This is a genomic window from Pseudoalteromonas rubra (assembly GCF_004212645.1).
In the GTDB taxonomy this organism is placed as follows: Bacteria; Pseudomonadota; Gammaproteobacteria; order Enterobacterales; family Alteromonadaceae; genus Pseudoalteromonas; species Pseudoalteromonas rubra_G.
On record NZ_PPUZ01000032.1, the window covers coordinates 32,399 to 44,526 of the forward strand.

The 12,128-nt window shown below is 50.1% G+C and carries 11 protein-coding genes; 10 read left to right on the plus strand and 1 reads right to left on the minus strand.

The genetic code is table 11. From position 1 onward, the window contains the following. Window positions 1–138 precede the first annotated feature (138 nt). Window positions 139–924 carry a flagellin gene (locus tag C3B51_RS11965; protein ID WP_125720759.1) on the plus strand — a complete coding sequence of 262 codons (786 nt, stop codon included), beginning with the start codon at window positions 139–141 and terminating at the stop codon, window positions 922–924. A 351-nt stretch (window positions 925–1,275) separates the two neighbouring features. Continuing rightward, entirely contained in the window at window positions 1,276–2,718 is a 1,443-nt protein-coding gene (locus C3B51_RS11970) for a sigma-54 dependent transcriptional regulator (protein ID WP_130245188.1), read from the plus strand. Window positions 2,719–2,789: 71 nt separating this feature from the next. Here the strand turns inward: C3B51_RS11970 and C3B51_RS11975 are convergent, their stop codons facing one another. Continuing rightward, complete coding sequence (locus tag C3B51_RS11975; RefSeq protein WP_125720763.1) at window positions 2,790–3,413, minus strand: DNA-3-methyladenine glycosylase I; 624 nt, start codon at window positions 3,411–3,413, stop codon at window positions 2,790–2,792. Window positions 3,414–3,596: 183 nt separating this feature from the next. On the opposite strand from C3B51_RS11975, the gene C3B51_RS11980 reads away from it, so the two are divergent. The 8 genes from C3B51_RS11980 to fliJ all read left to right on the plus strand — a co-directional run bounded on the left by C3B51_RS11980 (window position 3,597) and on the right by fliJ (window position 12,126). Further along, window positions 3,597–4,709 carry a sensor histidine kinase gene (locus C3B51_RS11980; protein ID WP_130245189.1) on the plus strand — a complete coding sequence of 371 codons (1,113 nt, stop codon included), beginning with the start codon at window positions 3,597–3,599 and terminating at the stop codon, window positions 4,707–4,709. Next, window positions 4,706–6,115 (plus strand): sigma-54-dependent transcriptional regulator, encoded by a 1,410-nt coding sequence (locus C3B51_RS11985; RefSeq protein WP_125720767.1) that lies wholly within the window; start codon window positions 4,706–4,708, stop codon window positions 6,113–6,115. The genes C3B51_RS11980 and C3B51_RS11985 overlap by 4 nt, the downstream gene beginning before the upstream one ends. Before the next feature lie 183 nt (window positions 6,116–6,298). After that, window positions 6,299–6,640 (plus strand): flagellar hook-basal body complex protein FliE, encoded by a 342-nt coding sequence (gene fliE / locus C3B51_RS11990; RefSeq protein WP_125720769.1) that lies wholly within the window; start codon window positions 6,299–6,301, stop codon window positions 6,638–6,640. A 20-nt stretch (window positions 6,641–6,660) separates the two neighbouring features. After that, complete coding sequence (fliF, locus tag C3B51_RS11995; RefSeq protein ID WP_125720771.1) at window positions 6,661–8,382, plus strand: flagellar basal-body MS-ring/collar protein FliF; 1,722 nt, start codon at window positions 6,661–6,663, stop codon at window positions 8,380–8,382. Further along, window positions 8,375–9,415 carry a flagellar motor switch protein FliG gene (fliG, locus tag C3B51_RS12000; RefSeq protein WP_125720773.1) on the plus strand — a complete coding sequence of 347 codons (1,041 nt, stop codon included), beginning with the start codon at window positions 8,375–8,377 and terminating at the stop codon, window positions 9,413–9,415. Before fliF ends, fliG begins: the two co-directional genes overlap by 8 nt. 3 nt (window positions 9,416–9,418) lie before the next feature. Next, window positions 9,419–10,234 (plus strand): flagellar assembly protein FliH, encoded by an 816-nt coding sequence (gene fliH / locus C3B51_RS12005; protein WP_125720775.1) that lies wholly within the window; start codon window positions 9,419–9,421, stop codon window positions 10,232–10,234. Window positions 10,235–10,336: 102 nt separating this feature from the next. Continuing rightward, window positions 10,337–11,680 carry a flagellar protein export ATPase FliI gene (gene fliI, locus C3B51_RS12010; protein WP_125720777.1) on the plus strand — a complete coding sequence of 448 codons (1,344 nt, stop codon included), beginning with the start codon at window positions 10,337–10,339 and terminating at the stop codon, window positions 11,678–11,680. After that, entirely contained in the window at window positions 11,680–12,126 is a 447-nt protein-coding gene (fliJ, locus tag C3B51_RS12015) for a flagellar export protein FliJ (RefSeq protein WP_125720779.1), read from the plus strand. Before fliI ends, fliJ begins: the two co-directional genes overlap by 1 nt. Window positions 12,127–12,128: the final 2 nt, after the last annotated feature.

Sequence of the window (12,128 nt, forward strand, 5' to 3'; positions counted from 1 at the left end):
GCCCCCCGGCAAAGGAGCTTTACACTATGCGCAGTTGGGGGTTAAAAATTAACCGTCAACTGCGTGATAAAGCCTTTAAGATTTGTGCGTATCATCATATACTGGACATAGGTATGATACGAGCGGGGGTATGCTAGTATGAAAATCGGAGCACCAAATTTTCCATCTACAACGCAAACTGAATCAGTTTCGAATAAACTAAACAATCAGCTTGCGAGTGGTAAACGCGTCACATCGGCGGCAGATGACGCCGCTGCGCTGCAAATAATTAATCGCCTGACGTCTCAGCAAGAAGGTTACAGCCAGTCTATTCGTAATGCCTACGATGGTATCTCATACTCTCAAACGACCGATTCTGCGCTATCTGGTGTTAACGATGCGGTATCGCGGATCCGTGAACTCTCTATCCAGGCGGGTAATGGCGCACTGACAGATTCAGACAGACAAGCCTTACAGGACGAAGTCTCTCAGCTTCAGTCGCAGATCACCGACACTTTTGAAAACACCACCTTTGGTGGCCAGGCCTTGTTTGACGGCAACCAAACCAGTTTCCAGGTTGGGCCAGGTGCTAATACAACGCAAGGCTTTACTGCGTCGGACGGCAGCTTTGCCAATCCTATTCTGAGCGTTGATATTTCAACGCAAGCGGGTGCGCAAACTGCCATAGATGCGGCCGATCAGGTATCGGAAGCGCTGAACACGCAAAGAACGCAGCTGGGGGCTTTTGAGAATACCCTAAGCAGCACAATACGCGGTCTGGGCACGCAAAGAGACAATATTGCTGAAAGCCAAAGTCGGATCCAGGATACTGACTACGCCAGTGCGGTGGCAGAGCAAACTGCCAATGATATTTTATCCCAGGCATCAATTGCACTGCGAGGCCAGGCAAACCAGTCCGCTTCGTCGGTGTTGGGTTTGCTGTAAGCCACCTCTCAGAACGAAACACAAGGCCAGTGAACTGACACTGGCTTTTTTAATGCATTTTCATCACTGAGCTAACGTTGTTAAGCTGAAAACCTGTTCAGACAGAAGTACATCACGCTGATCAAGACGACATAAGCACAAGCCTTTTCGAGGCTACGCGTCTCCGTTCCTGATAAAGGTACGCGTGCTTCACTTTTCTTCGTTTTAATCCTTAAGTATTGATTTAGCGCATAGGCTGCGGCGTTTTTTTGGCGTTGATGTCAAAAACTTGCCACTTAGGTATTGCATCCCCATGTCACTGACTTACAATCATTACTATTGATGTAGACGAAGAAGTTTGACCTTGCGGGCATGATTACGATCCTCGATAACAATAATAACAGAGCAACCGGACTGGCTGCGGCATTGAGCTTTGTCGGGCAGCCGGCACAGGTGATTGCAGAGCCGGAGTTTTCCTCCGAGCTATTCAGCAATCTACAAGAGCCAGTGGTGATCCTGGGTGCTCTGTCACAGCACAACCATGAGGTGCTGATAAAATCATTGCCTGCAGTGCCATTTTTGCTGATTGGGGAAACCCTAAGGCCGCTGCTTTCCCTCGCCAATGTGATTGGTCTTATCACGGAGCCGTTTAGTCAGGAAGTGACCATGCAGCTGCTGCACGATTGTCAGCAGTATTTGCGTATGTTGCCGGGCAAGTCGACTCAGCTCAATGACGCTAAATCGTTTGATGGCCTGGTAGGTGATACCAAAGCCGTTAAGGAAGTGCGCTTTTTAATCTCCCAGGTGGCTAAAACAGACGCAAATGTGTTGATCCTTGGTGAATCAGGTACAGGTAAAGAGGTGGTCGCACGCAATGTACACTTGCTGTCTAACCGCAATTCGGGCCCGTTTGTACCGGTTAACTGTGGCGCTATTCCTGGTGAGCTGCTGGAAAGCGAGTTGTTTGGTCATGAGAAAGGCGCATTTACCGGGGCAATCTCGGCGCGTAAAGGGCGCTTTGAACTGGCACAAGGCGGTACATTATTCCTCGACGAAATAGGCGATATGCCGTTGCAGATGCAGGTTAAGTTGCTACGTGTTTTGCAAGAGCGCAGCTACGAGCGCGTTGGCGGCACTAAGCCCATTCAGGCAGATGTCAGGGTGATTGCAGCCACACACCGTAATTTGGAAACCATGATCGAAGAGGGTAAGTTCCGTGAGGATTTGTTCTACCGCCTCAATGTATTTCCCATCGAGAACCCCTCGCTGCGTGAACGTGCTGATGACATTCCTTTGTTGCTCAAAGAGTTACTGCGCCGTGTTGCAGAGCAGGGCGGCAGTTCAGTCAAATTCACCGATCGTGCCATTGACAGTCTCAAGGCACATAGCTGGCCCGGTAACATTCGTGAACTGGCAAACCTGGTAGAACGCATGGCCATTATGTTCCCGGAAAAAGTGGTGGATGTCACAGACTTACCGGGTAAGTATCGTTATATCGATGTCGAGGCTTACGAACCTGAATATCCGGAAGAACTACTCGAAAAAGATGTCTTTAACGAGCTGTTCAGTGATGGATTCAGTGATTTTGAAGATGAAGAAGAATCACTTGAACAGAGCAGTGCAGAGACTGGTCTTGGGCTACTACCAGATGAAGGGATAGAGCTAAAAGAGTATCTCGCAGACATGGAAATTAGCCTGATCACCCAGGCACTTGAGCGCTACGATTATGTGGTTGCCAGAGCTGCAGAGATTTTGGGTGTACGCCGCACCACGCTGGTCGAAAAAATGAAAAAATACAACCTAAACCGCGACTAGCCATGGTGCCAGGAAATTAGAAGAGCGGCGCTTTGATAGCGCCGTTTTTTATGGTTTTGAGAAAGCAGCCTCTATGTACCATATTTCTGATTACTCAACTGTGCTTTAATATCTAATTGCTGATACATCTCTAAAATCGGCGCTTTACAAAAGCAGTCGTCGTGATGATCATTGACCATGCCACAGGCCTGCATGTGGGCATAGACTGTGGTGGGTCCGAGGAATTTAAAACCTCGTTTTTTCAGGTCTTTTGCGAACTGGGTGCTGATCTCTGTGGTGGCCTGATAATCCTGCGGGCTATGGATAGTGCTCACGATTGGTTCAAAGTTAACAAACTGCCACTGGTAGTAAGCAAAACTACCAAATTCTTGTTGTATCTCAATAAACCGCTTGGCGTTATTGATTGTGGCCTGAATTTTTAGTTTGTTACGGATGATCCCCGCGTTATCCATCAATTTAATGACATCCTCTTCTGTCATCGCTGCGACCTTGTGTGGGTCAAATTGATGAAACGCCGCCCGGTAGTTGTCGCGCTTTTTCAAAATGGTGTACCAGCTCAGACCTGCCTGTGCCGATTCCAGTGTAATAAATTCGAATAACTTAGTGTCTTCCAGTACGGGTTTTCCCCATTCCTCATCGTGATAGGCGACATAATCAGGCTTGCTCAAATCGACCCAGTGACAGCGTGTGGTCATGATATTGTCCTTAATGTTGATGTTAGGTTGGCTTCAGTGTAGCGCATAATGAATGGCTGTACAAATAAACAGTGTCAAACTTTTGAAGGGTAACAACATATTATAATCTATTGAATTTATTGGAAATTAAAGTTGGCATATCAATTGCTTTATCACAGTATCTAAGTTTACGAGAGCAACATCATGGCGTTAGCAAAAGTGATCAATCCACAATTTGTGCCAACCACTCAGTATAACCCTTGCTTGTTACAAGAGGCGTATATGGGCGAACTGAGCGATCTGCGTCAGCAGGCCAGCTGGTTGAGTCACCTGGTCGATACCATGCCAGCTGGTGTGGTGGTACTGGATGGTCAGGGCATGATAGCCAAGGCCAATCAGATAGCGATAGACATGCTGGGCGAGCCTCTGGAAGGAGAGAAATGGTTCAGCATTATTCAGCGTTCATTCTGTCCTCAACAGGATGATGGCCATGAAGTGTCTCTCAAAGACGGACGCCTGATCAAACTCGATATCACCGCTCTGACCCCAGAGCCCGGGCAGCTGATCCTGATGACCGACTTAACGGAAACAAGACGCCTGCAAGCTCGTGTTGCCCATATGCAGCGCCTCAGCGCGCTGGGTAAAATGGTCGCCTCATTGGCACACCAGGTGCGCACGCCTTTGTCTGCGGCCATGCTGTATGGCGCAAATTTGGGCAGCAGCAAGCTTCCCGCGCAGTCGCGAAATAAATTTCACACTAAGCTGATGTCGCGCCTTAAAGATCTAGAAAACCAGGTCAACGACATGTTGTTGTTTGCCAAAAGTGGCGAGCAACAGGTGATTGAGCGTGTTTCAATGCAACAGCTTTTAAGCGAGGTCAAAGCCGGCGCAGATGCGATGGTTTCACTGCACAAGGCAGAATTAACCGTGGTCTTGCCTGAGCCGGACATCGAAATTCTGGGCAACAAAACGGCACTGGCCAGTGCCATTCAGAACCTGATCCACAACAGTGTGCAGCATATTGGCGCGGGCGCCAAAATAGAGATCTGTGCCAAACGCGAGTCTGGCACAGATACCGTTCGTATCAGCGTGTCTGACAACGGCCCGGGTATTGACCTGAGTCAGGCAAGCAAATTATTTGAACCCTTTTATACGACTAAATCTCAGGGCACAGGCCTGGGCTTAGCCGTGGTAAATTCCGTCGCCCATGCTCACAAAGGTCGGGTAGACGTGAACAACAATGAAAGCGGAGGCGCATGTTTTAGCATGTTACTGCCCATTTCCAGCGAACATTCAACATTACAGGAGGCCGTATGAGCAACAAGATTCTGGTTGTAGAAGACGATGCCGGGTTGCGCGAAGCACTGATTGACACCCTTGAAATGTCGGGGTTTGAGTGCGTCGAGGCAGATAGCGCTGAGCAGGCAGTCATATTGCTAAAAGAACAGGTATTTTCACTGCTGGTCAGTGATGTACAAATGGGGGCCATGAGTGGCCTGGACTTGCTCAGAACGGTGAAGCTGAATTATCCCGAGCTGCCTGTGCTGATGATGACCGCCTATGCCACCATAGATGACGCAGTCGAAGCAATGCGACTCGGGGCTATTGACTATATGGCGAAACCCTTTGCGCCTGAAGTTCTGCTTAACATGGTCAGCCGTTACATGCCCGAGAAAGAGAAAGACACCGATGGCCCGGTTGTGGCCGACAGCAAAAGTCTTGAGTTGCTTGAACTGGCCAAAAAAGTGGCTCGCTCTGACGCCAGTGTCATGGTGTTGGGCCCCAGTGGTTCAGGCAAAGAGGTACTGGCTCGCTACATTCACGATCGTTCAGAGCGCGCGGAACAGCCATTTGTGGCCATTAACTGTGCGGCGATCCCCGAGAACATGCTCGAAGCCACGTTATTTGGCTACGAAAAGGGCGCTTTTACGGGCGCGATTGCCGCGTGTCCGGGTAAGTTTGAGCAAGCGCAAAAAGGCACCATTTTATTGGATGAAATCACTGAGATGGACCTGGGCCTACAAGCTAAACTACTGCGGGTACTGCAAGAAAGAGAGGTAGAGCGCCTTGGCGGTCGTAAAACCATTGAGCTGGATGTTAGAGTGCTGGCAACCAGTAACCGCGACCTCAAAGAGGCGGTAAAAGATGGCGTATTCCGGGAAGACCTGTATTACCGGCTCAATGTGTTTCCTTTGACCTGGCTGCCACTGGCAGAGCGCAGTGGCGATGTGGTACCACTGGCTGAGCACCTGTTGCAGCGCCACTGTGACAAAGCCGGAAAATTGACACCTACGCTCTCGCAGTGTGCCAAAGACAAGCTACTTAGCCATGCCTGGCCTGGTAATGTCAGAGAATTAGACAACGTGGTTCAGCGAGCGCTGATCCTGCAGCAGGGAACATGCATTACTGCTGATGATATTTTTATAGAGAATTTTGCGCCCGTTGTAAGCGCCAAAGTGCAGCAGCCCACGGAGCAAACGATGGTGTTCTCTGCGCCTGAAGCCGAATCCGTTAGTCAGGCTGATATCAATACAGCTGAGGATGCTGAAGGTTTGAACTATAAAGAAGAGTTGCAGGACAAAGAGCATCAGATCATCCTCGATACGCTGAGCCGTTGCAATGGTAAGCGCAAGGATGTGGCTGAATTGCTTGGGATCAGTCCAAGAACACTCAGATATAAGCTGGCCAGAATGCGCGATTTGGGGCTACCCGTGCCAGCGTGAGTTGCAAACCATTCCATCCGGGCAATCATTGCCCGGATCTCTTTGATTTCTGTGATGCAATTTATCACTGTCAAAAATCCGACCCGCCGAAAACTGCTTTAAGTTATTGAATTTCATTGATTTTATTTTGGCATGTTTTGTGCTTAATTCAGGTTATGTATAACTCACAAAGTGAGCCAGACCATGAAAATTCAATCTACCGGACTTTACCAGGAAATGCAGGCCATGGCCTCAGAAGCTACTCGCGTCAAACCTCAGGACCCGAATAAGCTACCCGTTCAGGTAACAGCTGCAACATCTAGTGCCCAGTTTGGCGATTTACTCAGCGATGCACTGAACACGGTTGCTGGATTACAGCGCGATGCCAAAGAAAAGGTTACGGCCGTTGAAATGGGCGATCGCAGTGTGTCTCTGGCAGAGGCGATGATTGCCAGAAACAAAGCGTCAGTTGCTTTTGATGCGACCATGAATGTCAGAAATAAGCTGGTAGAAGCTTACAAAGACATCATGAGCATGCCGGTATAAACAGAGCTTAGTGGAGAGTAATCGTGGCTAACAATCAATCAACCGATCTGGCACTTGCTGATGGACAAACCGTTCCTGGTGCAGGTGGCGATGCAGATACGCAACAAGAGCAAAAATCTGGCTACTTTAGTGCTTTGAGCGGTGTTGATATGCTCCGCCAGGTTACTTTGGTTATCGCACTGGCCATTTGTCTGGCAATTGCGATCTTTATCATTATCTGGGCCCGTCAGCCCGATATGCGCCCGCTAGGCCAGTACCCGACTGAAGAGCTGGTTCAGACGTTGGACTTTCTCGATGCCCAGAAAATCGAATACGAGCTGGATGGTAATACCATCATGGTGGCAGAGTCCGACTATCAGGATATCAAGCTGAGAATGGCCCGTGATGGGTTCAGTCAGGCGCCCAGCAGTGGTACCGATATTCTCATGCAGGATATGGGCTTTGGCGTGAGTCAGCGACTGGAGCGTGAGCGTCTCAAGCATAGCCGTGAACAACAGCTGGCCCGTACCATTGAAGAACTGCAAGACATTAACCGTGCTAAGGTATTACTGGCTATTCCCAAAGAAAACGTCTTTGCACGCCGTGAAAAGCAGCCTTCGGCAACAGTGGTGGTTACTTTAAAACGCGGTCGCACACTGGACAGTGAAGAAGTGGATTCCATCGTTGATATCGTTGCTTCTGCCGTGCAGGGGCTGACGCCGGCACGCGTCACGGTAACGGATCAGAATGGCCGCTTGCTAAATTCCGGTTCTCAGGATTCGCTGGCCGCACGCTCTCGCAAAGAATATGAAATTGAGCGTAAGCGCGAGCAGGAATACCTGGAAAAAATCGACAGCATTATGATCCCCGTGGTAGGACTGGGTAAGTATACTGCGCAGGTTGACCTGACCATGGATTTCAGCGCGGTAGAAGAAACCCAGAAACGCTTTAATCCGGACTTACCTGCGGTACGCAGTGAAACCACCTTTGAAGAGAATAATGTCGGTGGTCTGGCTGTGGGGATCCCGGGTGCGCTAACAAACCAGCCGCCGGTGGACTCCAACATCCCTGAGGTGGCCGGGCAGGGTAACGGTACGGGCACCACGCCTTCGCGTATCCACAAAGAAGCAACACGTAACTATGAGCTGGATACCACCATTTCACATAAGCGTCAGCAAACCGGTGTGATCCGTCGCATCAGTGTCTCGGTCGCGGTGGACTATATGAACAAACCAGATGCCGAGGGCAATATGGTGATGACACCACGCTCTCAGGAAGAGCTGAACAATATTCGTCGCTTGCTGCAAGGTGGTGTAGGCTTCGACATGCAACGTGGTGACGCGCTGGAAGTGGTGACAGTACCATTTGTTCGCGAAGACATCCTGACAGAAGGCGACCTGCCGCTGTGGGAGCAGGAATGGTTTATGAAAACCATCCGTCTGGTGATGGGCGCCCTGGTTATCATAGTGCTGATATTAGCTGTTGTCAGACCTATGCTGAAACGTCTGATTTACCCAGAAGATACGCTTGAAGAATATGATGAAGATGCACTAACCTCAGGGGTAGACCTTGGCGACAGCACTTTAGATATGCTAAACAATGACTTTGATGAATCAGCAGTTGGCTTCTCTTCCGATGGTACATTACAATTGCCAGACTTACATGGTGACGAAGACTTGCTTAAAGCGGTTCGTGCACTGGTTGCCAATGAGCCAGAGCTGTCTTCTCAAGTAGTTAAAGCATGGTTAACTGAAGATGAGTGATGAAGAACAAAAACAACTGCCGCCGGCATTTGATGTAGACAAACTGGATGGGGTCGATAAGGCCGCCATCCTGCTACTGAGCCTGACGGAAGAAGACGCTGCCCAGATCCTGAAGCATCTGGAACCCAAGCAGGTGCAAAAAGTGGGTATGGCGATGGCGGCACTCGATGACTTATCGCAGGCCAAAATCAGTGCGGTGCACAACCTGTTTATCGAGCAGATCCAAAGCTTCAGTACCATCGGCTTCCAGTCAGAGGACTTCATTAAGAAGGCACTGACGGCGGCACTGGGTGAAGATAAAGCAGCCAGCCTGATCGACCAGATTGTGATGGGCTCAGGTGCTAAAGGTCTGGACTCATTGAAATGGATGGACTCCAAACAGGTGGCTAACATCATCCGTAACGAGCACCCGCAGATCCAGACAATTGTATTGTCCTATCTGGAGCCAGAGCAGTCCGCCGAAATACTCGCTCAGTTCCCGGAGAAGGTTCGTCTCGACCTGACAATGCGTATCGCCAACCTCGAAGAAGTACAGCCTGCGGCACTGCAAGAGCTGAATGAAATCATGGAGAAACAGTTTGCCGGTCAAGCAGGTGCGCAAGCTGCGAAAATGGGCGGCCTGAAAGCCGCTGCGGACATTATGAACTACCTGGATACCAACATCGAAGGCCAGTTGATGGACTCTATCCGTGAACATGACGAAGAAATGTCACAGCAAATTCAGGACCTGATGTTTGTCTTTGAAAATCTTATGGATGTTGAAGATAGAGGGATTCAGGCGATTCTGCGTGAAGTACAGCAGGATGTGCTGATGAAGGCCATCAAAGGTGCTGATGATTCACTGAAAGAGAAGATCATGAAGAACATGTCCAAGCGTGCCGCAGAAATGATGGCCGATGATCTGGAAGCCATGCCGCCAGTGAGGATCAGTGAAGTTGAAGCCGCGCAGAAAGAGATCCTGGCTACAGCCAGACGTCTTGCCGACTCGGGTGAAATTATGCTCGGTGGTGGTGGTGGTGAGGAGTTCCTGTAAGCCATGGCTGAGAAAAAGTTATATCGGGGTAAACCAGTCAGCTCCGACGCGTTGGATGAACTGTTAGAGAACTGGCCAATCCCGGATGTAGAACAGGACCTGAGCAAGTACTCCGGGCGTTCAACGGCAATGGGGACGCCTCTTGAGGAGATTTACCAGCAAAAAGTCAAACACGCCGAGCCTGAGCCAGAGGAAGAAGCGGTGCCAACACTGACGCTAGAAGAGCTCGAGCAGATCAGACAGGACGCTTATGAAGAAGGCCTCAAGCAGGGTCATGAACAGGGCTATATTGAGGGGTTTGACAAAGGCGTTAGTGAAGGCAAAGAAGCTGGCTACAAAGAAGGTGTCACGCTTGGTAAAGAGCAGGGCATAGAAGAAGCAAAACCGCTGATTGAAGAGCGATTGCAGTCATTGTCTGCGTTACTGGATGCCACCCAAAACCCCCTGCGTCAGATAGATGAAGCCGCTGAAAAACAGTTATTACAGCTCGTCAATTTATTGGCAGAGCAAGTGATTTTTGAACAGGTTAAGACGCGCCCGGAGCTGATTTTACAGGCGCTGAAGAAAGGGATTGACGCTTTACCTTTGCACGATACGCAGATGCGGATCAATTTGCATCCCGATGATCTGGCGCTGGTCAAAGAAGCGTATGGCGAAGAAACCATTGCTGAGCAGCACTGGCAACTGGTGCCTGAGCCGACCCTGGAACGCGGTGGCTGCCAGATCAGAACGCCGGAGTCGTCCATTGACTTAAGCCTTAAAAACCGCATCAGTGAAGTGCTTGGTAGCTTTTTACAGGGTAGCGGCGTAGACACCTGAGCCACATCATAGTGCGGTGTAGCAAACTGAGCATCGCACTAAACTAAATGTTGGTTAGATTTTTGCATGTGTGAGTTATCTGAATTTTTTCGCCGATAGCAAATGACCGTATCCAGTTCGACACAACAGCCCCTGGCTGACCGCCTGCAAAAATTTCAAAAACATATTCAGCCCTATGGCGTCGCTGTTGCGGGCAGCCTGACTCGCGTAGTTGGTCTCACGCTTGAAGCGAGGGGCCTCAATGCCCCGGTTGGCAGTCAGTGTAAGATCGAAACCATCCGGGGGTTTGTCGATGCCGAAGTCATCGGATTTAACCAGGATACCCTCTATCTGATGCCCAATGATCATATTTCCGGTGTCCTGCCGGGTGCCCGTGTGATCCCACAGATCAAAGAGGCTGGCTTGCCTGTGGGAATGAGCCTGTTAGGTCGAGTAGTCGACGGACTTGGGCGCCCACTGGATGGTCTCGGACCGATTGAAGCAGAAACCCATCTCAAATTTGCTCAGGCGGCCATAAACCCGCTGGCCAGACGCCCAATCAAAGAGCCGATGGATGTGGGTGTACGCGCCATTAATTCCATAGTCACGGTCGGTCAGGGGCAGCGGATGGGCCTGTTTGCAGGTAGTGGTGTGGGTAAATCTGTGTTGCTTGGCATGATGACGCGCGGCAGTGAAGCAGATGTCATTGTGGTCGGCCTGGTCGGTGAGCGGGGCCGGGAAGTAAAAGAATTCATAGATGAGATCCTGGGTGTAGAAGGGCGACGACGCTCTGTGGTGGTTGCCGCACCGGCTGATGCATCGCCGCTGATGCGGCTCAAGGGCTGTGAAAGTGCAGTAACCATTGCGGAATATTTTCGCGATCAGGGGCTGAACGTCCTGTTGCTGCTCGATTCGGTGACTCGCTACGCCATGGCTCAGCGTGAAATTGCCCTGGCAGTGGGTGAGCCTCCGGCGACCAAAGGGTATCCGCCTTCTGTATTTGCTAAGTTGCCTGCGCTGGTAGAGCGTGCTGGTAACGGTGGTGAGGGGCAGGGCTCAATCACGGCCTTCTTCACGGTACTGAGTGAGGGGGATGACATGCAGGATCCCATTGCCGACTCTGCCCGGGCTATTCTTGATGGACACATCGTGTTGTCACGGGACTTGGCGGACAGTGGTCACTATCCGGCTATTGACATTGAAAAATCGATTTCGCGGGTGATGCCGCAGGTGGTGTCTGAGAGCCATATGCAACAGGCTCGGGTGCTTAAACAGGTTTATTCTATGTACCAGCAAAATAAAGACATGATCACTTTAGGCGCTTATCAACAGGGCAGCGATCCTATGCTGGATCAGGCCATCAACATGATGCCGAATATTAATGCCTTCTTGCAGCAGGGAATGAAAGACGTGCTGCATTATGACGAATGTCTGCAAGGTCTGGCACAACTTCTGGGACAAGGCTAATGGCAAATAACAAACTCGATTTGCTTTACAAACTCGAAAGCGACAAAGAAGAAAAACTGCGCCTTAACTTTATTCAGGCAGAGCAGAACTTTCATGCCAACCAACAAAAACTCAATGGCTTGAATGATTTTCGCCTTGAATATAGTCAGCAGCTACATCAAAAAGCTCAGCAAGGTTTATCGAGCGCCGGGTTTGGCCAGTACCACGCCTTTATTAACAAAATTGAACAGGCTATCGCGCAGCAGGCGAGCACAGTGGCAACGGCTAAGCGCGTGGTCGACCAGCGTCGCAAGTTATGGCTGGAGCAACAAGTTAAGGCCAAAGCAATTGCCAAGCTGATAGAGAAAAAAGCGCTAGAGCAACAGCAAAAGCTGGCCAAAGCCGAGCAGAAGATGCTGGACGAGTTTGCCACCAATATCTTTATGCGGCGCAAACAAGCACAATAAAT

Bases quoted from the DNA above. Each gene is read 5' to 3' on its own strand.
- fliH (WP_125720775.1), top strand. From the start codon at position 9,419: ATGGCTGAGAAAAAGTTATATCGGGGTAAACCAGTCAGCTCCGACGCG.
- fliI (WP_125720777.1), top strand. From the start codon at position 10,337: ATGACCGTATCCAGTTCGACACAACAGCCCCTGGCTGACCGCCTGCAA.
- C3B51_RS11975 (WP_125720763.1), bottom strand. From the start codon at position 3,413: ATGACCACACGCTGTCACTGGGTCGATTTGAGCAAGCCTGATTATGTC.
- C3B51_RS11970 (WP_130245188.1), top strand. From the start codon at position 1,276: ATGATTACGATCCTCGATAACAATAATAACAGAGCAACCGGACTGGCT.
- fliE (WP_125720769.1), top strand. From the start codon at position 6,299: ATGAAAATTCAATCTACCGGACTTTACCAGGAAATGCAGGCCATGGCC.
- C3B51_RS11965 (WP_125720759.1), top strand. From the start codon at position 139: ATGAAAATCGGAGCACCAAATTTTCCATCTACAACGCAAACTGAATCA.
- fliG (WP_125720773.1), top strand. From the start codon at position 8,375: ATGAGTGATGAAGAACAAAAACAACTGCCGCCGGCATTTGATGTAGAC.
- C3B51_RS11985 (WP_125720767.1), top strand. From the start codon at position 4,706: ATGAGCAACAAGATTCTGGTTGTAGAAGACGATGCCGGGTTGCGCGAA.
- C3B51_RS11980 (WP_130245189.1), top strand. From the start codon at position 3,597: ATGGCGTTAGCAAAAGTGATCAATCCACAATTTGTGCCAACCACTCAG.
- fliJ (WP_125720779.1), top strand. From the start codon at position 11,680: ATGGCAAATAACAAACTCGATTTGCTTTACAAACTCGAAAGCGACAAA.